The sequence below is a fragment of the Acinetobacter sp. Tr-809 genome, assembly GCF_011753255.1.
Classification (GTDB): Bacteria; Pseudomonadota; Gammaproteobacteria; order Pseudomonadales; family Moraxellaceae; genus Acinetobacter.
On record NZ_VWVZ01000006.1, the window covers coordinates 244,290 to 267,665 of the forward strand.

The 23,376-nt window shown below is 41.2% G+C and carries 25 protein-coding genes; 13 read left to right on the top strand and 12 right to left on the bottom strand.

The features are described 5' to 3' along the window. The first annotated feature begins 5 nt into the window (after positions 1 to 5). Together F3J02_RS14780 and F3J02_RS14785 are read left to right on the top strand one after the other, a co-directional pair. Complete coding sequence (locus F3J02_RS14780; RefSeq protein ID WP_167250455.1) at positions 6 to 704, top strand: helix-turn-helix transcriptional regulator; 699 nt, start codon at positions 6 to 8, stop codon at positions 702 to 704. A 52-nt stretch (positions 705 to 756) separates the two neighbouring features. Next, positions 757 to 1,365: a glutathione S-transferase family protein gene (locus F3J02_RS14785; RefSeq protein WP_167250457.1), complete on the top strand. Its 609-nt coding sequence runs from the start codon at positions 757 to 759 to the stop codon at positions 1,363 to 1,365. 64 nt (positions 1,366 to 1,429) lie between these two features. On the opposite strand, the gene hcaR is transcribed toward F3J02_RS14785, so the two are convergent. After that, a complete protein-coding gene (gene hcaR / locus F3J02_RS14790) occupies positions 1,430 to 2,338 on the bottom strand; it encodes a DNA-binding transcriptional regulator HcaR (protein WP_167250459.1) in 909 nt (302 codons plus the stop codon). A gap of 392 nt (positions 2,339 to 2,730) precedes the next feature. Between hcaR and F3J02_RS14795 the strand changes: the two genes are divergently transcribed. Beyond that, positions 2,731 to 3,783: an MBL fold metallo-hydrolase gene (locus tag F3J02_RS14795; protein ID WP_167250461.1), complete on the top strand. Its 1,053-nt coding sequence runs from the start codon at positions 2,731 to 2,733 to the stop codon at positions 3,781 to 3,783. Here the strand turns inward: F3J02_RS14795 and F3J02_RS14800 are convergent. The 3 genes from F3J02_RS14800 to F3J02_RS14810 form a co-directional block, all read right to left on the bottom strand. After that, a complete protein-coding gene (locus tag F3J02_RS14800; protein ID WP_167250463.1) occupies positions 3,770 to 4,177 on the bottom strand; it encodes a DoxX-like family protein in 408 nt (135 codons plus the stop codon). The two genes, F3J02_RS14795 and F3J02_RS14800, sit on opposite strands and share 14 nt — an antisense overlap. Beyond that, complete coding sequence (locus F3J02_RS14805) at positions 4,174 to 4,614, bottom strand: thiol-disulfide oxidoreductase DCC family protein (RefSeq protein ID WP_167250465.1); 441 nt, start codon at positions 4,612 to 4,614, stop codon at positions 4,174 to 4,176. The genes F3J02_RS14800 and F3J02_RS14805 overlap by 4 nt, the downstream gene beginning before the upstream one ends. A gap of 93 nt (positions 4,615 to 4,707) precedes the next feature. Next, positions 4,708 to 6,228, bottom strand: a complete 1,521-nt coding sequence (locus F3J02_RS14810) for a catalase (protein ID WP_167250467.1) — start codon at positions 6,226 to 6,228, stop codon at positions 4,708 to 4,710. A gap of 624 nt (positions 6,229 to 6,852) precedes the next feature. Here F3J02_RS14810 and F3J02_RS14815 point away from each other — a divergent pair. Beyond that, positions 6,853 to 7,302: a hypothetical protein gene (locus F3J02_RS14815; RefSeq protein WP_167250469.1), complete on the top strand. Its 450-nt coding sequence runs from the start codon at positions 6,853 to 6,855 to the stop codon at positions 7,300 to 7,302. Between the two features lie 76 nt (positions 7,303 to 7,378). Here F3J02_RS14815 and ptsP read toward each other — a convergent pair whose 3' ends face one another. Beyond that, positions 7,379 to 9,673 (bottom strand): phosphoenolpyruvate--protein phosphotransferase, encoded by a 2,295-nt coding sequence (ptsP, locus tag F3J02_RS14820; protein ID WP_167250471.1) that lies wholly within the window; start codon positions 9,671 to 9,673, stop codon positions 7,379 to 7,381. Positions 9,674 to 9,827: 154 nt separating this feature from the next. Next, positions 9,828 to 10,307 (bottom strand): RNA pyrophosphohydrolase, encoded by a 480-nt coding sequence (locus F3J02_RS14825; protein ID WP_167250473.1) that lies wholly within the window; start codon positions 10,305 to 10,307, stop codon positions 9,828 to 9,830. Positions 10,308 to 10,490: 183 nt separating this feature from the next. Between F3J02_RS14825 and F3J02_RS14830 the strand changes: the two genes are divergently transcribed. From F3J02_RS14830 to F3J02_RS14840, 3 genes are all read left to right on the top strand, one after another. Continuing rightward, on the top strand, positions 10,491 to 11,141 hold the full coding sequence (locus F3J02_RS14830) for an HAD family hydrolase (RefSeq protein ID WP_167250474.1): 651 nt from the start codon (positions 10,491 to 10,493) through the stop codon (positions 11,139 to 11,141). Between the two features lie 138 nt (positions 11,142 to 11,279). Beyond that, positions 11,280 to 12,716, top strand: coding sequence for a DUF2252 domain-containing protein (locus F3J02_RS14835; RefSeq protein WP_167250476.1), 1,437 nt, complete (start codon positions 11,280 to 11,282; stop codon positions 12,714 to 12,716). A 124-nt stretch (positions 12,717 to 12,840) separates the two neighbouring features. Continuing rightward, positions 12,841 to 13,623, top strand: a complete 783-nt coding sequence (locus F3J02_RS14840; protein ID WP_167250478.1) for a hypothetical protein — start codon at positions 12,841 to 12,843, stop codon at positions 13,621 to 13,623. Positions 13,624 to 13,631: 8 nt separating this feature from the next. Here the strand turns inward: F3J02_RS14840 and F3J02_RS14845 are convergent, their stop codons facing one another. Together F3J02_RS14845 and F3J02_RS14850 are read right to left on the bottom strand one after the other, a co-directional pair. After that, positions 13,632 to 14,495 (bottom strand): LysR family transcriptional regulator, encoded by an 864-nt coding sequence (locus F3J02_RS14845; RefSeq protein ID WP_167250480.1) that lies wholly within the window; start codon positions 14,493 to 14,495, stop codon positions 13,632 to 13,634. A 21-nt stretch (positions 14,496 to 14,516) separates the two neighbouring features. Further along, positions 14,517 to 14,756, bottom strand: a complete 240-nt coding sequence (locus tag F3J02_RS14850) for a DUF2061 domain-containing protein (RefSeq protein ID WP_005192174.1) — start codon at positions 14,754 to 14,756, stop codon at positions 14,517 to 14,519. A 339-nt stretch (positions 14,757 to 15,095) separates the two neighbouring features. Here F3J02_RS14850 and leuC point away from each other — a divergent pair, with 339 nt between their 5' ends. From leuC to leuB, 4 genes are all read left to right on the top strand, one after another. Beyond that, a complete protein-coding gene (leuC, locus tag F3J02_RS14855; RefSeq protein ID WP_167250483.1) occupies positions 15,096 to 16,529 on the top strand; it encodes a 3-isopropylmalate dehydratase large subunit in 1,434 nt (477 codons plus the stop codon). A 12-nt stretch (positions 16,530 to 16,541) separates the two neighbouring features. After that, the gene (gene leuD / locus F3J02_RS14860) at positions 16,542 to 17,192 is read left to right on the top strand and encodes a 3-isopropylmalate dehydratase small subunit (protein WP_167250485.1); all 651 of its coding nucleotides are present in this window, start codon (positions 16,542 to 16,544) and stop codon (positions 17,190 to 17,192) included. 137 nt (positions 17,193 to 17,329) lie between these two features. After that, positions 17,330 to 17,905, top strand: a complete 576-nt coding sequence (locus F3J02_RS14865; RefSeq protein WP_167250487.1) for a hypothetical protein — start codon at positions 17,330 to 17,332, stop codon at positions 17,903 to 17,905. A 45-nt stretch (positions 17,906 to 17,950) separates the two neighbouring features. Then, positions 17,951 to 19,030 (top strand): 3-isopropylmalate dehydrogenase, encoded by a 1,080-nt coding sequence (gene leuB, locus F3J02_RS14870; RefSeq protein ID WP_167250488.1) that lies wholly within the window; start codon positions 17,951 to 17,953, stop codon positions 19,028 to 19,030. A gap of 56 nt (positions 19,031 to 19,086) precedes the next feature. Here the strand turns inward: leuB and F3J02_RS14875 are convergent, their stop codons facing one another. Then, entirely contained in the window at positions 19,087 to 19,497 is a 411-nt protein-coding gene (locus F3J02_RS14875; protein ID WP_167250490.1) for a hypothetical protein, read from the bottom strand. A 152-nt stretch (positions 19,498 to 19,649) separates the two neighbouring features. Here F3J02_RS14875 and F3J02_RS14880 point away from each other — a divergent pair, with 152 nt between their 5' ends. Next, the gene (locus F3J02_RS14880; protein WP_167250492.1) at positions 19,650 to 20,021 is read left to right on the top strand and encodes a lysozyme inhibitor LprI family protein; all 372 of its coding nucleotides are present in this window, start codon (positions 19,650 to 19,652) and stop codon (positions 20,019 to 20,021) included. 68 nt (positions 20,022 to 20,089) lie between these two features. Here F3J02_RS14880 and infA read toward each other — a convergent pair whose 3' ends face one another. After that, the gene (infA, locus tag F3J02_RS14885; RefSeq protein WP_001284370.1) at positions 20,090 to 20,311 is read right to left on the bottom strand and encodes a translation initiation factor IF-1; all 222 of its coding nucleotides are present in this window, start codon (positions 20,309 to 20,311) and stop codon (positions 20,090 to 20,092) included. A gap of 229 nt (positions 20,312 to 20,540) precedes the next feature. Here infA and F3J02_RS14890 point away from each other — a divergent pair, with 229 nt between their 5' ends. Then, positions 20,541 to 21,548, top strand: a complete 1,008-nt coding sequence (locus tag F3J02_RS14890; protein ID WP_167250494.1) for an AraC family transcriptional regulator — start codon at positions 20,541 to 20,543, stop codon at positions 21,546 to 21,548. Between the two features lie 46 nt (positions 21,549 to 21,594). Here the strand turns inward: F3J02_RS14890 and truA are convergent, their stop codons facing one another. After that, the gene (gene truA, locus F3J02_RS14895; RefSeq protein ID WP_167250496.1) at positions 21,595 to 22,392 is read right to left on the bottom strand and encodes a tRNA pseudouridine(38-40) synthase TruA; all 798 of its coding nucleotides are present in this window, start codon (positions 22,390 to 22,392) and stop codon (positions 21,595 to 21,597) included. A gap of 15 nt (positions 22,393 to 22,407) precedes the next feature. Further along, a complete protein-coding gene (locus F3J02_RS14900; RefSeq protein ID WP_171526135.1) occupies positions 22,408 to 23,376 on the bottom strand; it encodes an asparaginase domain-containing protein in 969 nt (322 codons plus the stop codon).

A 23,376-nucleotide genomic window follows, 5' to 3' on the forward strand; every position in this document is an offset into this window, starting at 1 on the left:
ATCGTATGAGTCGTTCAATCCGTTTGCTCAATCTATTACAGTTGCTCAGAGAATATCGCTATCCTGTGACCGCGCAGGTGTTGGCAGAGCGTTTGCAGATCAGTCAGCGCAGTGTTTATCGTGATATTGAAACCTTACGTGAGCAGGGCGTGTGTATTGATGCTGCCGCTGGACTAGGGTTTCAACTGAAACAAGATTTCTTATTGCCACCCATGACGCTGAATGAAACTGAGATCGAAGCAATTTTTTTAGCTTTAAATTGGTTGAACGATATTCCTGATCTGGCGTTGAAATCAGCCTCGACTTCGGTGTTGGCAAAGCTCAATGCGGTACTGCCTGAACATTGTCAGCAGCAACTTAAACAAACCACTTTAAGATCCATCAATGTTTGGTTGCCTGTTGATGAAACTTTGGTGGAGCAAGTGCGTTTAGCCATCCGTCAGCAGTTAAAAATTACCGTAGATTATGCCGATGAACAACAACGGGTAAGCTCTCGTATTTTGTGGCCATTTGCGCTAGGTTATTTTAATGATCGAATTGTATTGGCGGCATGGTGTGAGCTACGTAAAAGTTTTCGTCACTTCCGTATTGATCGAATTCGAGCGCTGAGCTTAAGTCAGGAGCTTTACCCGCAATTCAAACAGCAATTATTTCAACAATGGTGGACACAAGAAGTTTGTCGTTCGACTACTGACATAAACTGACAATCAAAACAATTACATTGAAATAAGAATAACTCACCAAGGAAATATCAAAATGGCACTTAAACTTTATACCAATAGTTTTTCACGTGGCGTCGTTGTCGACTGGTTACTCATCGAGTTAGGTGTGCAATGTGAACGCATTGAGGTGGCTTTCCAAACGGAAATGAAAGCCCCTGAATACCTAAAAATTAATCCTTTTGGCAAAGTACCTGTGCTTGTCGATGGTGATGTGGTGGTGTATGAGCTAGATGCAATTTGTGCTTATTTGGCCGATAAATTTGCGGATAAAGGCTTGGCGCCCGCATTGAATGATCCAAAACGTGGCGTGTATTATCGTTGGTTATTCTTCATCTCTGGGCCTTGGGAAGCAGCTTCAACTAATAAAATGCTGGGCGTTGAAGTGAAACCCGATCAGAAAGGTTCTGTAGGATATGGTGATTATCAAGATGCCTATAACGCCTTTGTGCAAGGACTCAGTGAAGTTGATCCCTATTTATGTGGTAAACAGTTTACGGCTGCAGATGTGACGGTTGCTGCGATGTTATTTTGGCAGCTTAAGATGGGAGAGGTACAGTCTCATCCAGCGATTGAACACTATTTAGAAAACATTAAACAGCGACCAAGTTACCAAAAATTCGCTGCATTTTTTAGTAATGCCTAGGCCAATTGGCTTTGCTTAAAGAATAACGAAGCCGATTGATTCGGCTTTTTTATTTATGAGAAATTTAGTGCGAATTCAAATGGGAACCATCTAAGCCAAATATATGCCGAATTTCTTCTAGGAATTGCTGTGTGGCAAGGTTCAATTCATTTTTTGGATAACTCATAAAAACATCGAGACAGGGCAATGGGTGATGCAATGGTCTGACGACGATCTGGTCAGTGGCCAAGGCTTGGATATAGGCGGGTAAAATGGCGCAACCATGCCCCGAATGTACGGCTTGGAGCGCTTCGGCAATACTATTGGCTTCATCGATACTTTGAAAATGAATTTGCTGTTGTTTAATGAACTGTGTAATTGTTCGAGCTAAAGGCTGGGAGAGCTTATGGGTCAGAATCGTTAATGGAAAATCTTTGAGTTGGGCTGTAGTGATTTCTGAATATTGTGCTAAAGGATGCTGCTTGGGAAGCATAAACATCAAAGGTTCTCTTAACACCAGTTGACTGGCAAAAGCTTCATTTTCAAATTTTTGATTAATAAAAATAATGTCCAGCTCACCTTTTTTAAGCTTGGCGATTTGATCGCTTTCTTTGAGATTAAGTGTACGAATTTGCAGTTTGGGCAGTCGAACTCTTAAGCGCGGCAAAATATAAGGGAAAATACGAATTTCCGCAGAAGGGACAAAGCCGATTTTTAAGCATTGTACTTTGGCCGCAGCAACCTGTCGCGCCATGGTGACAGCTTTGTCAGCTTGAGTGAGGGTTAAACGTGCTTGTTCCAGAAAAACTTGACCTTCGTCGGTTAACTCCACTTTGCGTTTGGTACGATGCAACAGTTGCACCCCAACATCATCTTCGAGATCTTTAATTTGCTGACTGAGTGAAGGCTGAGACGTGTGTAATTTAAGCGCTGCTTTACTGAAACTTAGCTCTTCAGCAACGGTAATGAAATAGCGTAAATGACGTAATTCCATAAGACTGGTCCAAGAGTGTCTTACTATTATTTTAGTTATCGTGATGAGAACATCATGTTGTTGCCGCATTATATCTGAGGTGGTTTTATATACAATATGCTTTTTTATAAAATAAAAGAAATAGAGTAAAAGATGAAATTTAGGCCGTGACCTAAATTGTGATTATGCGTTATTAGTTCGGTAAAATTGTGTTGACTCTACCAGAGAAAATCAGCATAACTAACAAGCTTATGTTAGGATCAAAGACCGATTATAGTGATTTGGAATAAGACGAGAATCCTAAAAAAATCATCATGATTTGAAAGGCTATCGCGTTAAAAAATAATCCATGACCTAAACGGGATACCAAACCATTCACCTCATGCGATGAGATTCCACCAAAGAAGACGTACATGAAAGATAAGCCGACATTAACCTACCAATTGCCGACACAATCTTGCTTGAGCCATACTTGGGGGAAACCTCCTTTTCCACATGAAGCTTCTGATCATTGTGGGATTGATCGTTTCTATAATTTACAGAAACCCTTAACACCATTTGATCGTAAAGGCTTACTCAAATGGTTGGCAACACGTAAATCATCGACTTGGACTGTAGATCGTTCGCATGAATGGAACATGCGTAATCACATGCTGGAACTTCCACAGAATCGCCCACATGCTGATATGAATGATTGGCAAATCTGGTTTGTCGGTCATGCGACGGTGTTAATTCAAATCGGACCCTATAATTTTCTGACCGATCCAGTCTGGTGTGAGTATGTTAGCCCGAAACAGGGCAATGGCCCACAGCGTGTTTGCCCAGCAGGGATTGCCTTAGAGCACTTGCCGACCATTCATGGCGTGCTACTCAGTCATAACCATTATGATCATATGGATTTGGCAACTTTAGAGTGGTTGCATCAAAAATTTGAAATGCCGATTTATACGGGCTTAGGCAATGGTTATTACCTACCTAAACATTTGCATGTGATTGAAATGGATTGGTGGCAGGAAATCCCGTTTCATGATGAGTTGAAGATTGCCTATACACCTGCACAGCATACTTCTGGACGTGGGGTGCGTGATCAGAACAGAGCATTGTGGGGTGGTTTTTCCTTACTTGCTAAAACAGGACATTGTTTCTTTGCTGGGGATACGGGTTATTCCACACACTTCAAACAAATCCATGAGCGTTATGGCGATGTTCGGGTGGCATTATTGCCGATAGGGGCTTATGAACCGCGGATGTTGATGCGATATGTCCATATGAACCCTCAAGATGCATTCCATGCCCATTTAGACTTACACGCTCACCGTTCTCTGGCGATTCATTATCGAACTTTTCAACTGACTGACGAAGATCGAGATGCTCCTGAGCATGAACTTCAACAAGCAATGAAATCATCCTCGAAATTGGTGAATCCCTTCTATTGTATCCGCGAAGGGCACTTTATTCGTGCTTAGTATCTCGAAGGGTGTCAAGACACCAAATTGAAATCATCGAAAGACTTGCCAGCGCAATATTCATGACTACAGGATTAAAGGCTTGATAGATCTGATTGGGATAAATAAACAAAACGAAAATAAATAGCCCAATCAGGCTGATAATGCTGAGCCAATGCAAATATTTGTGAGTTAAAAATAAAAACAGACTACCAAAAATGATCTCGGCAATGCCGGACAGTGAAATCATCCATGCAATATAAGGCGCAGGCACATGAAGTTGCTGCCAAACATATTGTTCACCTTCGACTTGAAAAATCAGTTTCGGAATGAGTCCTTGATAAATCCAGAGACTTGCAATAATCAACTGACAAAACTTCAAAATCCGTTGAATGGTCAGGTTCTCGTGATTCATGTGCAGACCTCATCCAAGAGAAAATGTTGCTGAGTTTCAGGTGTCACTCGATAGCATTGTTCATTTTGACCAAATAAGCGATAACGATTGAGTGCAATACGACGATAAGCAAAATCACGGATGACTTTAGGGATAACACGCGCATATTTTAAACTGGCGTAAGGGGAGTCTAGCCGTTGAATGATGCGTAGAAATGCGTTCGATTCGGTATAGCATTGACCATTCTCCAGTAAGACCATTGTTTCAAAATGATCAGTAGGAAGATGGCAATAGGTAAGGAGTTGCTGCCCAATATTGGATTGAACAGAGACCAGTTTGAACAGGTACTCAACATCATGTTTGATCATAAAGCCAGCCCATGCTGAGCACAACACACATTCGGCATCAAATAGGATGATGTTATGAGTTTGAATCAGTTGTTCTAATCGATTTTGCATGGTTATTTTTCTGATGTTGTTTTGAATAAATTGTCACCCAGTTCCATAAAAAAAGCCATCCGAAGATGGCTTTTTGTTTTCGAGGTTTAAAGTTTAGAGAAAACTTGGCAAATGACGTGCTGGATCAGTTTCACGTGCTGCCTGAGCATCGGCAACGCTAAGCCCTAGTGCTGCTGCAACACCTTCACCATAAGCTGGATGGCAAGCATAGCAGTTACGGATATGACGATACTTGATGAAGTCTAAAGCATCACCCATCGCACGTGCAGTATTGCCAAACAATGCTTGTTGTTGCTCTGGTGTCATCAATTCAAACAAGGCACGTGGTTGACTGAAGTAGTCGCTGTCATCTTCACGATAGTCCCAGAAATCAGCATCACCATTAATTTTCAATGGTGGCTCTTTGTACTGAGGCTGCTCTTGCCACTGACCGAAGCTGTTTGGCTCATAATGTGGTAAGCCACCATAGTTTGCATCCGTACGACCTTGACCATCGCGGTGATTACTGTGCACAGGGCAACGCGCTGCATTGACTGGAATTTGTTGGTAGTTCACACCGAGACGGTAGCGTTGAGCATCCGCATAGTTAAACAAACGTGCTTGTAACATACGGTCTGGTGAAACACTGATACCTGGCACCAAGTTGCTTGGTGCAAAAGCAGATTGTTCCACATCCAAGAAGAAGTTCTCTGAATTGCGGTTTAATTCAAACTCACCAACTTCAATCAATGGATAGTCGCCGTGAGGCCACACTTTGGTTAAGTCGAATGGGTGGTAAGGAACTTTTTCTGCATCTTGCTCTGGCATAATTTGTACAAAAAGCGTCCATTTTGGATAATCTTGGCGCTCAATTGCATCAAATAAATCTCGTTGATGACTTTCACGATCTTGACCAACTAATTCGCCAGCTTCAGCATCAGTTAGGTTTTTAATACCTTGCTGTGTTCTAAAATGGAATTTCACCCAGAAACGTTCATTGTCTGCATTAATAAAACTATAGGTATGGCTACTAAATCCATGCATATGGCGGTAGCTTGAAGGAATACCGCGATCAGACATCACGATCGTCACTTGGTGCAAGGCTTCTGGAAGTAATGTCCAGAAATCCCAGTTGTTGGTTGCACTACGCATGTTGGTTTTAGGATCGCGTTTTACCGCTTTGTTTAAATCTGGGAACTTACGTGGATCACGTAAGAAGAACACAGGAGTATTGTTCCCGACCATGTCCCAGTTACCTTCTTCAGTGTAAAACTTTAAGGCAAAACCTCGGATATCTCGTTCTGCATCCGCTGCACCACGTTCCCCTGCAACCGTAGTAAAACGTGCAAACATCTCAGTTTTTTTACCGATTTCGCTAAAAATTTTAGCGCGAGTATATTGGGTAATGTCATGGGTTACGGTGAATGTGCCAAATGCACCAGAACCTTTGGCATGCATACGACGTTCAGGAATGACTTCACGGACAAAGTTGGCAAGTTTTTCATTCAGCCATAAATCCTGGGCTAATAATGGTCCTCTAGCGCCAGCGGTCATACTATTTTGGTTGTCGACGACAGGTGCGCCGAAGTCAGTAGTTAAGTGGCTATAAGGACATTTTTTATCGTCTTGGCTCATGTTCTATCTCCATCAAGATGACCCGTGAGTGAGACCATCTCAACTGTTTGACCGTTCAAAGATATGAATGTTTAACTGTCTCATGTGCAAATTGGGTATCGAAATTTCAGATGCCTAAATGCGATTTATAATGATCAAGTTCACATCCTTTGTATTTTTACTGTAGGTTGATGAAAGCTTTTTTTCCAATGGATTAAAGTTGATGTCATAAATGCTTTATTCGATTGAAGCTGTCTAAATCTTAAACATGAACTGGGTTTTTTTGAATGTTAGATTTGTTAAAAAAAGATAAAAGATAAATAAAAAATAAAGACTTACTGTATTACTTGGTTTTGATCGAGTATCAATATAAGACTTGGTTAGAAGAAACAAAAATGGCTTAACGTGCATGAGGAGCAGCTACTTTTACATGTTGGAGTTATGTAAAAGTAAGTTAGGACATTTCCGTAATCCTTTTACCTCGGTTGAATTTAGACTGGCTTTAACTGCCGTATTTTAAACGATTGCACTTTATTCAAACGATTCGACTGTCTGAAACGATATGCTCGGTAGGAGATATGTAAATCCTCAGGATTTTAATGTGCGCTATGTTATTTTGTGCTTATCTTTTAAGAGATTAAAAAAATGAAGAAGTTAGCATTGAGTTTCGGGTTGTCTTTAACTGTTTTAGCAGGTTGTACTTCCATGCCACAAAAAGATGAGACTAAAGCAAATTCATTGAATGTTGAGTTTGTTGGACAAGGTAATTATACGGTTACGCAACAGCAGGGTACTGTAAGTTTATATGCAGTGGACAGTCAGATCGCAGATGTTCCAGCGACTTTGATTCAGCAGAAAAAAGTCCAGATTTCTCAAGTACCATTTGCAGTTGATTTTACTGTCCCAGCAGATCACCGCAAGCTTATTCAACCTTCAGTTCGAGATGATGCTCAAATCAAGTACTATGTGACTTGGGAATCGGATGCCAAGAATCTAACTGGTAAAGATGCGATTGTGATTGATTACGATCGTAAATTTCCAAGCGTGACTTTGAATGGCGGTAAACAGCAGATTTACCTGCGTTCAGCTAAATAAATACTGTAATAAAAAAGGCGACTTTATAGAAAGTCGCCTTTTTTATGTTTGCATTTTTTACCAGTTGAAGTCTGTTTCAGACATTCAACATACGATTAGATTTGACCATGTCGGCAAGACCATGTGTTTTAAAATAATGTTCAAGCCAGCTTTTAATCACCAGTGGATTATTCATTTGTAACACATCATCCAATAGTTTCTTTGCATCAGTCATTGGTACATGGCAAATCGCTTTGCGTACTCTGAGAATATTGCTCGAACTCATTGAAAGGGTATTAAAGCCCATTGCCATGAGTAGAATTGCTGATAATGGATCCCCCGCCATTTCACCACAAACGCTAACTGGTTTTTGATGGACATGACAGTCTTGAACCAAACGTTTTAAGGCACGTAGTACGGATGGATGGAAGTGCGAATAGACGTTGGCAACATGTGGGTTATTACGATCCACAGCCAGTAAATACTGGGTCAAATCGTTAGAACCCACCGAGAAAAAGTCGACTAATTCAGCAAATTCATCGATCTGTAAAAGTACGCTTGGTACTTCAACCATAATCCCGATTTTTGGTTTGGTGATTTTGACTTGCTCTTCTTCTTGTACCGCAATCCAGTCACGTTCTAACAGATACAGTACTTCTTCGACTTCACTGACGCTGGTCACCATCGGCAATAGGATATGCAAATTATTTAGACCAATGCTGGCTTTCAGCATCGCACGAATTTGCGCAGAGAAAATTTCAGGATGATCTAGGGTAAAGCGTAAGCCACGCCAGCCCAATGCTGAGTTTTCCTCTTCAATGCTGAAGTAAGGCAAATCTTTATCCGCACCAATATCGAGGGTTCGCATAATCACAGGTTTGTTCGCAAAATGACTCAGCTGTTGACGGTAGATAGCGCGTTGTTCTTCTTCACCAGGGAAACGTTCACGTAGCATGAATGGGATTTCACTGCGATATAAACCGACACCTTTGGCACCACGTTGTACACCACGAACAACGTCAATCATCAAGCCTGTATTGACGAATAAAGGAATTGATACACCATCAGGCGTAATCGCATCTTTGGTTTCGTATTGCTTCAAATCTTTAGCAATTTGTTCTTCTTCTTTTTGTACCTCTTTATAACGTTGACGTAGGCGACGCGGTGGATTGACGAAGACACGTCCTTGATAGGCATCGACAATCATCTCGATATCATCAAGTGTGGTGATGGGTAATTCAGTCACGCCGACTACAGTTGGAATACCGAGCGCACGTGCCACGATCACCATATGCGAGTTGGCGGCACCTTCAGAGGTCACTATCGCAGCAATATTATCTACAGGGAGCTCAACTAAGGCTGCAGTACTGATTTCTTCTCCAATCAAAATACTGTCAGGGCTGAGTTCACGGTGGCTGGTATCATTTTCTTGCAAGCAAGCCAAAATTCGACGACCGAGGTCTTTCAGATCAGAGACGCGTTCACGCAGGTAGTCATCTTCCATTTGTGCAAACAGCGCAACATGTTTATCGATGACTTTGCGTACAGCACCTTGAGCCCAACTACCGACACGAATATGGTCTTTAATTTCACTTGGTAAAGCATTTTCATCCAACATGCGCAAGAACACGCTAAATAAGGCACGTTCTTCGGACATCAGTGAGTCTTGCATTTTCTCGTCTAAGGACTGAATCTCTAAACGTACCGCAGCAATAGCTTGATCCAATAATTCTAATTCATCGCTAATGTCTTCTGCTTCACGATCTGGAATCGCAGCAAGGTCAGCAGGAGGGTACAACACGATGGCACGACCTAAAGCGACACCGCCAGCACCTGAAACACCTTGGAAGGTTTTATAGCTAGGACCATTGCTGGGTTTGCGGAATACATCAATATTTCCTACCGCATGTGCATGGGCAATAACACCTGAAAGCTGCGCGCAAAGCGTCACTAAAAAGGATTCAGCAGCTTCACTAAAATCTTGAGACTCTTTGTTTTGAACAACTAAAACACCCATCACCTTACGGCGGTACATGACAGGCACACCAAGGAAAGAGTTAAATAGCTCTTCACCTGTTTCGGGTAAATAAGCGAAACGTTCGTGTTTGGGTGCATTGTCTAAGTTAACGATTTCTTCTCGTTGACCGACCAGTCCCACCAGACCTTCACCAACACTGAGTGAGACGGTACCCACAGCTTCAGGTTTTAAGCCTTTAGAGGCCATGAGCACATAACGACGATTACGCTCGTCCAACAAGTAGATTGAACAAACATCGACATGCATGGCATCGGCCACATGATTGACCATAATATCCAAAGAATCATGCAAACTGACGGACGCATTTATTTCTTGCACAATGCGTCTAAGCGTGTCGAGTTGCATGTTTGACATGGATGTTTACTCCAATTTATTGAATCATTATAGGCCTAGTTATAACAGCTCTCTTGCTAAAAATCATTGCTTAAAATGATGATTTAACAAGAGACACTATTGATTTTTTACAGATGTTTGCGGCAACGAGAGTGGTTGAAATATCAACTGAAGCTTATTGTCGCTGAGGTAGTTGTAAACATAACTCCATCATGGCTTTTCGGTAAACATCTCGTTTGAAGTTGACCACTTGACCTAATGGATACCAATAACTCACCCATTGCCACTCATCGAATTCGGGTGGGTCTGAGAGGTTTAACTGAATATGATGAGGCGATGCCGTTAATTTCAGTAAAAACCATTTTTGCTTTTGACCAATACATACCGGATCTGAATCTGACCGAATGTACCGATGTGGCAAACGATAACGCAGCCAGCCTTTTGTTTGCGCTATAATTTGGACGTGTTCGGGCAATAAACCGACTTCTTCTCTCAGTTCACGAAAAAGTGCCTGTTCAGGGGTTTCTCCAAATTGGATACCTCCTTGTGGAAATTGCCAAGCATTGTGACCAATGCGCTTTGCCCATAAAACTTGTCCGTCATCGTTTGCCAAAATGATCCCGACGTTGGGTCGGAAACCTTCTGAGTCGATCATTTGGCTACCTAAATTTTGTCTATATCGTTGACTTTGATCTCGGGGACAGTCACTCTTTTGCCCAACTCGAAAAAGGTCAAAGTAAAATGTTTAAAAATTGCTATGATCTTAACGAATTTCTATCGACTAGCGGAGATAGATTTACATTTTTTTTCTTAATTTTCAGTTTAAACGAGAAATTCTATGCAATTGGCTTTGTTTGATTTAGATCACACCCTGTTAAATACTGACTCTGATCACTCTTGGGGTGAATTTTTGGTCAATGAAGGTTTGGTTGATCCAGTTCATCATCGTCAAATGAATGACAAGTTCTATGAGGATTATAAAGCAGGGCAACTTGACCCGATTGCCTATAACGAATTTGTTTTTGAATTTCTGACTAAACACGATAATAATTATTTAACTGAGTTACATCAGTTGTTTATGCAAAAAGTAATCCGTCCACAAATGCGTCCTAAGGGTTTTGATGCGATTAAAAGACATCAGGATCTAGGACATGTGCTGGTTGGAATTACCGCAACAAGTGACTTTATTACCGCACCGATTTTCCGTGAATTTGGCATTACTGAAATTATTGCAACCAATGCTGAAGTGGTGGATGGTCAATATACAGGCAAAGTGACGGGGATTCCGTGTTATCAAAAAGGCAAGCTCGCACGTTTAGATCAATGGCTCGATGGACGATCAGTCATAGAGTCATGGGCTTATTCTGATTCAATTAATGATCGTTTCTTGCTTGAATATGCCACGCATGCGATTGCTGTGAATCCAGATGATCGTTTAGAAAAACTGGCACAACAGCAAGCTTGGGAGATCCAGGACTGGTCGATATAAACTGATGATTTGATGTCAAATATCACCTGCTGTAAGTGGGGGTATTTGGCAATGTATGAACAACAATAAAAAATATTGAATGACGCATTATATCTAGAGAAATATAGAAATTCTGACTAAATAGATTGAGAGCGTGATATGTCAAAACTACAAATTAAATTACCAAAACAACTGTGGACAGAACAAAGTGTTGATCTGACGCGACACCGCTATCAAGGTAAGTTGCTGACCAAAAGCGAAGGTTTTGCTTTTGGGAAATCGCAACGGAAAAGAATTCCACGTGAACAATTGGCACAGCTATCAGAACGCCCAAAAGAGATTACAGCTTTAACCCTTTATGATTGGAGTAATGAGGGGCGCTTGGAGCGGCTAAAACCAATTCGTGCCAAGCGGATGAGTGTATCTCCATTTACCTTCTATCGTGGTATGCCAGCCCTGATGTTATTTGACCAAGTTTGGGAGCAGAGCAATTCAGGCCTGTTTCAGCAAATTTGTGGCGATTGCCATTTGAGCAACTTTGGGGGATTTGCCAGTCCAGAGCGTAATCTGTTATTTGGTATTAATGACTTTGATGAAACATTGGTTGCGCCGTTTGAATGGGATCTAAAGCGCTTGGTGACCAGCTTTGTGATTGCCGCGAAAGATATAGGTTTGGGAGAGGAGGCTGGTTTAAAAGCAATTCAACGGATGTTAAATGCATATATCACTCATTTAGAACAACAAATCGTATTATCTCCTTTACAAATTTGGTATGAAAAAATTGATGCCACGACCTTATTGGAAAAAACTGAAAACCAGAAAGTCCGTAAAAAATTAGAAAAAAAAGTCAGTACTGCATCACGTCGGAATAGTTCTTCAATTTTACCAAAATTGACGCAACAGGATGAAGCCACAGGGTTTCGCCATTTTATTGATGATGAACCTTTACTTTGGCATCCTCAAACAGATGAGCCCTTTGCTGAAGGCGTTGATGCTTTTTTTGAGAAATATCGCAGCACACTGAAATATGATCGCCAAGTTTTATTTGACCGCTATCAATGTACTGATGTGGCTTTGAAAGTTGTTGGCGTGGGGAGTGTCGGGACGCGCTCAGCCATTGCCTTGTTTGAAGATGCGGATCGTGAACCTCTTATTTTACAGATGAAAGAAGCCAATCCTTCGATTTTAAGTCCATTGTTTTTACAGAAAGTTCCACATGAAGGGGAGCGAGTGGTCTATGGTCAGCAACTCATGCAAGCTGCGAGTGATATTTTCTTAGGATATTCAAGTGCGCAACAACAAGATTATTTGGTTCGCCAACTGCGTGATATGAAAGTATCTATTGATTTGGCTGGCATGGATGATGCTTTTTTTCAAGAATATGCTGATAGTTGTGGTCTGGCTTTGGCCCATGCACACGCCAAAGCAGGTAATGCTGATGTCTTGAGAGGGTATTTAGGTGAGGGTGATACCATTATCAAGGTACTGCAGGAGTATGCATTACAGTATGAGGCTCGTAACTTAAATGACTATCAGCAATTTATGCATGCGATTGCGGATGCTAAAATTCAGCTCGCTGGAGAGGATGCTCTTTAATAGTAGGCAGGTGTTAGCATCAACAAAATAAATGACTCGATCGCTTACTTAACTTGAAGAGGGTCTCCTCAAAGGTGGATTTTTTTGTCATATTAATGTCATCATTTATTTTTAATATCATTTTATGAAAATAAAAATAAATCAGGAAGTACCGACTTCTATTTCAATTGATGCATTACTGCAATTAAAACGACAACAACCGATGATCAAAAAGCGATGGATCGCTCTCCCGATCTTGCTATTGATAGTTATGTACAGTTGGCAGCAACAGCTTTTTACTGCTTGGGTAATCTTACCTTTGCTTTGGACTGTGATTGTGCTAAATCTTGCCTTGATTGCGCGTTCCAAGTTCAAGAAACTACAAAAGATTGAGCAACTCAAATTTGATCCAATGTTCTGGAGTCAATTTAGATATTACTACCCAGAATTAGGGCTAAAACAACGACAATTGATCGAAGTAGGATTTAAGGATTACTTGGCTTTGCATGTTATGCAAAAACAAGCGTATGCCATGCCTTCACATGCGGTTGATTCTTTATGGCATGTGATGTTGGAGTTTCCAAAACAATATCAGCAGTTATGTCAACAAACGATTGGTCGTCAACTACAGCATAATCCTTATGACGGCAACATCACGTCTAAGCAACAAGCCCAACAGCTATTTGAAGCATGGCGAAATAGCTGTAGTTTACATGCCTATCAGCCAAGAAATACCACACTGTTACCTAGACTGTTTGCGATTGATCAGGCCTTAAATTGGCAGGATGGGCAATATTTTAATTTAGAGTTGATGACCAAGGATTATGCACAGTATCTGCAAGCTCAGTCTTCGTCATCCTCTTCGAGTTGCGGAAGTAGCAGTAGCTGTAGTAGTTGCAGCAGCTGTGGTGGTGGCGGTGGCGATTAAAGATTTCGCTAGCCAACATGCATCATTCGAATTAACTCCTCAGCCGCTTTAGACTGAATCCGTGAAGGATGCCAAACCATACCGAGCTGACGCTGCATATCCAGCTTTAAATCGAGTTGTTTTAAATCTTGATTGACCAAAGTTTTGGGTAAAACTGACCAACCTAAACCAATCGACACCAGCATTCTGATTGACTCAAGAGGATTATTGCTCATGGTAATTTTCGGTTTTAAGTTATTTTTTTCAAATTCTGAAAGGGTAATTTGACTGGTATAGGTTTGTGCTGCTGGTAAAAGGCTTGGGTAGGCAATCAGGTCTTCGAGTTTTAGTTGTGCTTGCTGAGCCAAAGGATGAAACGGAGCAGTAACAAAAACCAATGGATCATTCCAGATGGTGACGTATTTAAGGCGATCATCTCCAACTGGTGGTAAGGTTAAAAAAGCCAGTTCCAGTTCACCTGCCAAAACTTGTTCATGCGCTTGCTCAGAGTCGACAAAATGCACATCTAAGGTCACTTGAGGATAATGCTGAACAAAGTTTTTAAGTGGTTCCGCTAGATGATGTAAGCCAATATGATGGCTAGTACCTATTTTTAAGCGGCCTTGGACCTGCGCTTGTTCATGACTTAAGGTATGGTGAATTTCCCCTAATTCATTTAACCAAGTACGAACTTTAGGTAATAGAGAATGCGCTGCATGGGTGGGCTGAATTCCCCGACCTGCAGATTCAAACAGCTTGACCCCGAAGTAGTCTTCTAAGCTATGAATCCGTTTGGTGACTGCGGGTTGGGTAATAAATAATTGTTCTGCTGCAATGGAAATCGAACCTGTTTCCATGACTTTTACAAATGCTTCAAAAGCAGCGAGATTCATACAAGAGTATCCAAAGAAATTTTAAAGCTGTTGAGTATCTTTATTTAATTTAAATTCGAAATGATTCCAAATCTTTTCATGAAAGAAAAAAGCAAAGGCTTGTACCGTTGGTTCAAGCAAACTTAAGGTCGCTGCAATCCAAAAGTTTCCTGTAATCACATAAGCAACCATCATTGCAACACTGATATGCACAATATAATAACTTAAAGTTTTTTTAAAAGTTCGACGATTGTTATGTACAAATTTTTTAATACGAGTCATGGGGATGCCCTTAAGAATCTCTATATATGTAAATAATAATCATTATCGAATAAAATGTAAAAAAGAAATTTCAATTTAGGACGATTGGATTTATAAATCGTGAGATGATTCATTTAAAATAAGCCACTCAAAGCTATGGTGTGTATGAAATGCACTAAGCCAAGATGATTTAAATTTTTAATTTAAAATGAGATGATCAAGATATAAAATTCCAATTTATCATTCCTAAAAGTTTGTTAATTTATAAAAATGATAAATTAGATTTATGTGAAGTGGTTGCTATAATTAATTCAAGATGAAAATACCCAGACCAATGGCAAGCACGATGGAGGCGAGGACATGGCAGGCAAGACCCAAACAGGCAAAACCTTGTATGACAAATTATGGGATGACCATTTAGTAAAACAACGTGATGATGGTTCGAGCTTAATTTATATCGATCGCCATTTATTACATGAAGTGACCAGTCCTCAAGCTTTCGAAGGCTTACAGCTTGCTGATCGTCAACCTTGGCGTTTGAGTGCCAATGTGGCGACGCCTGACCATAACGTGCCCACCTCTAAAAAAGAACGCGAACAGGGGATTGCTGGGATTGAGGACGATACCTCGCGTATTCAAGTACAAACCTTAGATGACAATTGCAAAACCTTTAATATCGTTGAGTTTGGTATTAATGATATCCGTCAAGGGATTGCCCATGTCGTTGGTCCAGAGCAAGGCTTGACTTTACCTGGTATGACCGTAGTCTGTGGTGATTCGCATACCGCAACGCATGGTGCTTTCGGATGTTTAGCACACGGGATTGGAACATCGGAAGTTGAGCATGTGTTGGCAACACAATGTTTAGTACAGAAAAAATCGAAGAACATGTTGGTTCGTGTCGATGGTGTATTAGGCAAAGGCGTGACTTCGAAAGATGTTGTGTTAGCAATTATCGGCAAGATTGGTACTGCCGGTGGTACAGGTTATGCCATTGAGTTTGGCGGGCAAGTATTCCGTGACATGTCAATCGAAGGCCGTATGACCGTATGTAATATGGCAATCGAAGCAGGTGCTCGTGTTGGAATGGTTGCAGTCGATGACAAAACCATTGCCTATGTGAAAGACCGTAACTATGCACCTAAAGGTGAGCAGTGGGATCAAGCAGTCGCATACTGGGATACCTTGCATTCGGATGAAGATGCTGTATTTGATGCCGTAGTGGTATTGAATGGTGCAGAGATTGAGCCACAAGTATCTTGGGGAACTTCTCCAGAAATGGTGATTCCTGTTTCGCAGGCAGTACCAACCTTAGAACAAGCCAAAGATGATGTCCAACGTAATGACTGGACCCGTGCTTATCAATATATGGGTTTAACTGCTGGTCAAGCTTTGGCGGATATTCAGTTAGATCGTGTTTTCATTGGCTCATGTACTAACTCGCGTATTGAAGATATCCGAGCTGCTGCAGATGTCGTAAAAGGTCGTACAGTTGCTTCAAGTATTAAGCAGGCGATGATTGTTCCGGGTTCTGGTTTGGTGAAACAGCAAGCTGAGCAAGAAGGTTTAGATCAAATTTTCTTGGCAGCAGGTTTTGAGTGGCGTGAACCGGGTTGTTCAATGTGTTTGGCGATGAATGCTGACAAGTTACAACCGGGTGAACATTGTGCTTCAACCTCGAATCGTAATTTTGAAGGTCGTCAAGGCAATGGTGGACGGACGCATTTAGTGAGTCCAGCGATGGCAGCCGCAGCCGCCATTGCAGGTCATTTTGTTGACGTTCGTTCATTCTAAGGGAGCAAGATCATGGAAAAATACACTGTAGAACAAGGTATTGTTGGACCTTTAGATCGTGCCAATGTGGATACTGATTTAATCATTCCAAAGCAGTTTTTGAAATCGATTAAACGCACAGGTTTTGGTGACAACTTATTTGATGAGTTGCGCTATTTAGACGAAGGTTTCTTAGGCCAAGACATTAGTAAACGTCCAAAGAATCCTGATTTCGTGTTAAATCAACCGCGCTATCAAGGTTCAAGTATTTTATTGGCACGTACTAACTTTGGTTGTGGTTCAAGCCGTGAGCATGCGCCATGGGCATTGAATGAATACGGATTCCGTACCGTAATTGCGCCTAGCTTTGCCGATATTTTCTTTAATAACTGCTTTAAAAATGGCATGTTACCTGTGATCTTATCTGAACAGACTGTGGATCAGTTATTTAAAGAGTGTGCCGAAACAGAAGGTTATCAACTTACGATTGATTTAGAAGCACAGGAAGTTCGTACGCCCGCAGGTGAAGCATTTAAGTTTGAAATCGATCCATTCCGTAAACATTGCTTATTGAATGGTTTGGATGATATTGGCTTAACTTTACAAGTTGCAGATGATATTCGTGCTTTTGAAGAGAAAGCAAAACAAGCACGTCCTTGGGTATTTCAGGATATTCAAGCTTAAGTTTGGGTGCAACAAACAAAACTTGGGTTTTAGACATTTTTAACATAGGCATAGCGCAGAGATTGAACTCTTGTTAACATGCTAGCGGATAATATTTTGCTTACATGTTAACAAGACATGAGGACTGGGCTTGAATAATGAAAAGAAGACTCGCTCGCAGTATTTTACTGTGTCTATGCGCTGTTACGACATTGACCGCGTGTCAAAATGCACCCAATGTGGTGGATCAAGTTCGTATCGCACAAAACACGTTAGAAAGTAAGGCGGACAACACAACTTTATATTGTTCAGGCGTTGAGAATTGTGAGTTTGAACGAATCGGTGATATTGCGGTCATTGATGCAAAGACCCGCCGAATTAGCCAACAGGCAATGGAACGTGGCATTGTACGATTACATGGCTCAGTATTTAGTCGTAAACAGCAGGTCTACTTAAGTGTGCCTGCCAAGCAATATGAAGTTGTGATTCGTTTTTACCCAATCTCACCTGATCGTGCTGAGACTTTCCATGTGATTCATGCATTTAAACCGCATGTGCGCTATACCTTTAAAATGTACCGAGACCGAACACGTCGTTCAGGCAGCTTACTTAATGTTTCTGTACCTGATCCGTTGTGCGTGGATTTACAACAAGAGCAACACACCATTCGCCGTTTTTGCCGTCCGTTTGACGTGAGTACGGGACTAGGTGAGTTTGTTGAGAAAAAGATTTAATCGGCTCGCAGTGTCAAAGCTGCACATAGGAAACTGGAAAAATAGATGTCTAAGCATATTTTAATTTTAGCGGGTGATGGCATTGGTCCTGAAATCGTAGCTGCTGCTGAAAAGGTTTTAACCAAGGTCAATGATAAATTTAATCTAGGTTTGACATGGGAACATGGTTTACTGGGTGGCTCAGCAATTGATGCACATGGTGAACCGTACCCAACTGTGACCAGTGAACAGGCAAAAAAAGCGGATGCGATTTTACTTGGTGCTGTTGGTGGGCCTAAGTGGGATACCATCGAACGCTCAATCCGCCCTGAACGTGGCTTATTAAAAATTCGTAGCGAATTAAACTTATTTGCTAATTTACGTCCTGCAATTCTGTACCCGCAATTGGCAGATGCTTCAAGCTTGAAGCCAGAAATTGTTGCAGGCCTTGATATTTTGATTGTTCGTGAATTAACAGGTGGGATCTACTTTGGTCAACCACGTGGTATTCGAGAACTTGAAAATGGTGAAAAGCAGGGTTATAACACTGACGTTTATTCAGAAAGTGAAATCAAGCGCATCGCTAAAGTTGCTTTTGAACTGGCTGGATTACGTGGTGGTAAAGTATGTTCAGTAGATAAAGCTAATGTACTTGAAGTGACGGAGTTGTGGAAGCAAACGGTTACGGATTTACAGCAAGCACAGTATTCAAATATTCAGTTGTCGCATATGTATGTGGATAATGCTGCGATGCAATTGGTGCGTGCGCCGAAGCAGTTTGATGTGATTGTCACAGGTAATTTGTTCGGGGATATTCTCTCCGATGAAGCCGCGATGTTAACCGGTTCAATCGGTATGTTGCCATCTGCGTCTTTAGACGAAAATGGCAAAGGGATGTACGAACCATGTCATGGTTCTGCACCAGATATCGCAGGTCAAAATATTGCTAACCCACTCGCAACAGTGCTTTCAGTGGCGATGATGTTGCGTTATACCTTCCGTGAGGAAGCTGCTGCGAAAGCGATTGAAGATGCAGTCGGTCAGGTTTTAGATCAAGGCTTACGTACTGCCGATATCATGTCAGAAGGTATGAGCAAGGTCGGTACTGATGCGATGGGCGAAGCTGTAGTGACAGCATTGAACTAAGAAGCATTAAAGCCAATAAAAAACGCAGCTATAGCTGCGTTTTTTTATTGAATGAATTAGCAGGCTTTACCTTCATAACGAATGGAGCGTGCAATTTGTTGTTGATCCAGTTCAAAGATAATGTGGCAATAAAAATTAACGTCATAGGACTGTTGGCTGGTTGAAATGGAGCCTAAACGGACTGAACCGCTCATAGGTGAACTGGCATCACCATAAGACTGTGCGATAGGGACTGGAATATTGATTGGGCGAAGCACCGTAAAGACTAAATTTTCATCGCTTCTTTGAGGTTGTTTTAAGGTTTGAAAACCTAAAGTTCTCAGATTGAGATTCTGCTGAATTTGATCTGCTGATTGTCCAATATAAGGCTGTAAATAGTCTTGAAGTCGAACTGATTGCCATCCAGAAGTTGCACATCCTTGTAGTCCTAAAATGAGAGCAGCTAGGTATATTTTATAATTCGCCATCTTATTTTCCTTAATGTATAGTCAATTTAACTATTCTAACGACAGAACAATGCAAAGACAAAAATGTATAAAGCTACCTACTTTTGGGCAATGTTCAAGCTCAGTAAAATATGCTTAGATAGCAATGATAATTAAGCGATTTGGACAATTTCATGCGCAAAATAATATTTGGCTTGATCTGTGGGGCAATGGCGACATTGAGCTATGCAGATAATTGCGACAATGCTCGCAACACTTATGATGATATCTACTGTACCAATAAAATTTATGCCAGTGCTGATGCCGATTTAAATAAAAACTATCAGCAATTGCGTAAGCAACTGAACGACACACAACAAAAAATTTTGAAAAAATCGCAACTGGCCTGGATTCGCCATCGTGATGCAGAATGCACTGATGATGTACAAAGTTCAGTTAATGTTCAGTGCCGTTTAACCACGACCCAAGAGCGTAATAATTGGTTGCAAGAACGTATACGTGAATGCCAGACGGTGGGCTGTAAAACCACGCGCCTAAGTGAATAAACTCAAATAATTGATATAAAAATAAAAAAAGCCACATAATGTGGCTTTTTTGCATTCACTAATCTGACTTAGCGCGCACGATAAGTGATACGACCCTTAGTTAAATCATAAGGTGTCATTTCAACTTTAACACTGTCACCTGTCAAAATACGAATATAGTGTTTACGCATTTTACCAGAAATGTGAGCAATAACTTCGTGACCGTTTTCTAAACGTACACGGAACATCGTATTAGGAAGCGTTTCGGTGACAACGCCTTCGAACTCAATGAGTTCCTCTTTATTGGCCATAGCCTACCTGAGATCAAATTGGGAAGGCGCAAATTATAGACAATTTATTTAAAATTTACAAGATCAAGTCTGTGAGAGGCTGTCAGTTATTAACCGAAAGGAACTGTCAGACAATCTATGAATTTTTTTAACAAAATAAGCAGAATATTGTTGTCAGTTTGGTCAATCAACGTTAATCTAAAATTGTTGTTCATTGTCATAATAACGTATCTACAGGGAAGGGCACAGCGTGGGTCAGCTAACAGATGCATCAGTTGTATTGCGCTTTGGTTATCAGGCAATTCGTAAAGCAGGATTACCAACTGAAGAGATTTTAACAAAGGCTGGTGTGGCATTAAATCAGGTGGATACCAATGCAAGAACGCCACTCAGTGCACAAAATGCGTTTTGGATCGCTGCACAGGATGTCAGTAACGATCCTGATATCGGACTTCATCTTGGTGAACACTTACCTCTTTATCGTGGGCAAGTGATTGAACATCTCTTTATTAGTAGTGAAACCTTTGGCGAAGGCTTAAAGCGAGCTTTGGCTTATCAACGCCTGATTAGTGATGCTTTCGATGCCAAATTGGTGATCGAAGATGGTCGTTGTTATCTGAGTAATGGTGAACAGTATTGGCCAGATAATTTGGTGAATCGCCATTTTTCTGAATGTGCTATGTCAGGCATTTTACGTTTCTTTAAATTTATTACTGAAGGTCAGTTTCATCCAATTTACATTGATTTTAACTTCAATGAGGGTGCTGATGATGATGAATACTTTAGAGTGTATGGCTGTCCTGTTAGTTTAGGGCAAAAAGAAACCCGTCTTTATTTTGATGCTGCCGTACTTGATTATCCACTCTGGCAAGCAGAGCCTGAATTGCTACAATTGCATGAACAATTAGCGATTGAGAAATTACAAGAACTGGCGCGGTATGATCTGGTGGGTGAAGTTCGTCGAGCGATTGGATCAACTCTTGAAAGTGGTGAAACCACTTTGGAAACGGTGGCAGCTCAGTTGAATATCACTCCTCGTCGTTTAAGAACACAACTGAGTGAAGCCAATACCAGCTTCCAGCAGATTCTTTCTGATTATCGTTGTCGTTTAGCGAAAAAATTATTAGCAAATACCAATGAAAGCGTCGAGCGTATCGTATATTTAACAGGTTTCTCTGAACCAAGTACTTTCTATCGTGCCTTTAAGCGTTGGACCAATGAAACCCCAGTCGAATATCGCAAGCGCAAACAACGTTAATTGATTCTAAATAAAAAGCCTTATCATTGTGATAAGGCTTTTTTTGTTATTCAGCTAAATTTAACCAGTGTGGACCTAAGGGTAGCTGTGGTAAATCAAACTCATCAGGATAGTAAGACTGAATAAAATATAAACCATCAGGTGGAGCGGTTATGCCTGCAGCGGTGCGGTCTTCTGCTGCAAACATAGTATCAATATGATCAATCTCATACATACCTTGCCCAATTTCAAGCAGGCATCCCATAATATTACGCACCATATGGTGCAAGAAGCCATCTGCTTGAATATCTAAGACCAGATAACGACCATGTTCGAATAAACGACAGTGTTTTACATGGCGTACTGGTTGGTTGGATTGACAGGCTGCAGCGCGGAAAGTCTCGAAATTATGGGTACCCTCAAATTTTGCTGCCGCCGCAATCATCTTTTGTACATCAAGCGTTTGATAAAGATGGGTGACCTGTTTATATAACAAGGCAGGGCGAGTCGGAGCGTTATACACTACATAGCGATAACGACGCGCCACTGCTTTGAAACGCGCATGGAAATCTTCATCCATAGATTTAATCCATTGGATTGAAATATCTTTAGGTAGTTGACTGTTTGCACCACGAATCCAGCCTTGTTCTGGGCGAATGGCTTCGGTATCGAAATGCGCCACCATATTGGTTGCATGCACGCCTGCATCGGTTCGTCCAGCACCATGCAAAATGATGGGTTCATTGGCAATGGTGCTGAGAACTTTTTCTATGGTTTCCTGAACAGTGATCACGCCAGCCTGCTGGGTTTGCCAACCACGGTATTGAGTACCGCAAAATTCAATACCGATTGCATAACGTTGCATGTTCTAACCTCAGAATTAATGTTGATGCCAATGCGCGAACCATTGTTCGTGGGTCGGGTATTTTAAATACATTTGCAAGACTTTTGCATATAAATCGGCATGGCTATGGCAATCATCGACTAAAACTTTGGCAGATTGAATCCATGAGCTGACAGCATAGCGTTGATCGATTTGTCCAAAAGTTACTTGGGTGCTGATAATAGCTAAGCACTGCTGCTGATAGAGCTGCTCAAATAACGCTAGGATTTCATCATTCACAGCAATATTACCTGTGCCAAAACCCTGTAGAACTAAAAAGTTTGGAGGTGAAAATAGAAGATTTTTTAACTGTTGGATCAACTGCTCTTTTGCAACCGGTTGTAGCATTAGATTCAGTACACTCAGTTGAGCTGCTTGCTCAAGGTGTTCATTTTGTACAATAAAATAGGCAGTGGTGGTTGAACAGTTTTGTTCTGCCTTAACACCGACAAATGCATCTAACTCAGTCGTATGTGCTTTTAAAGTGGTTTGTGCATGAAAGACTTGCTGATGAAAGGCGAGGTAGGCACCACTTGGCAAGCTGAGAACCTGTTCCAGTGCTAAATAGAGATTAGCAATCGCATCGGTAAATTCTCGAGTATTGTTGCCATCGGTATTGAGTAATGGATACTGGCTACCGGTAATAATCGCGTGGCAAGAATGACCTAAAAAACGTGCTAATGTTGCTGCAGCATAACTCAGGGTGTCTGTTCCATGAATAATGACAAAATGCTGAAAGCCATTGAGCTGTAATTGCTGGATTTGTTGTACTAGTTTTAACCAATCTGTTGCGGTGCACGCACTACTGTCTTTAATACTAGGTGCAGCAAAACATTCGACTTGTAAATGAGGGGGAATGACCTGACTCAATAAAGGCAAAAAATCCTGTTCAGGCATTGGCATTAATGGCTCACCAATACAACCAAACGTCCCACCCATATAAATTAAAGCGATTGTTTTCATCAT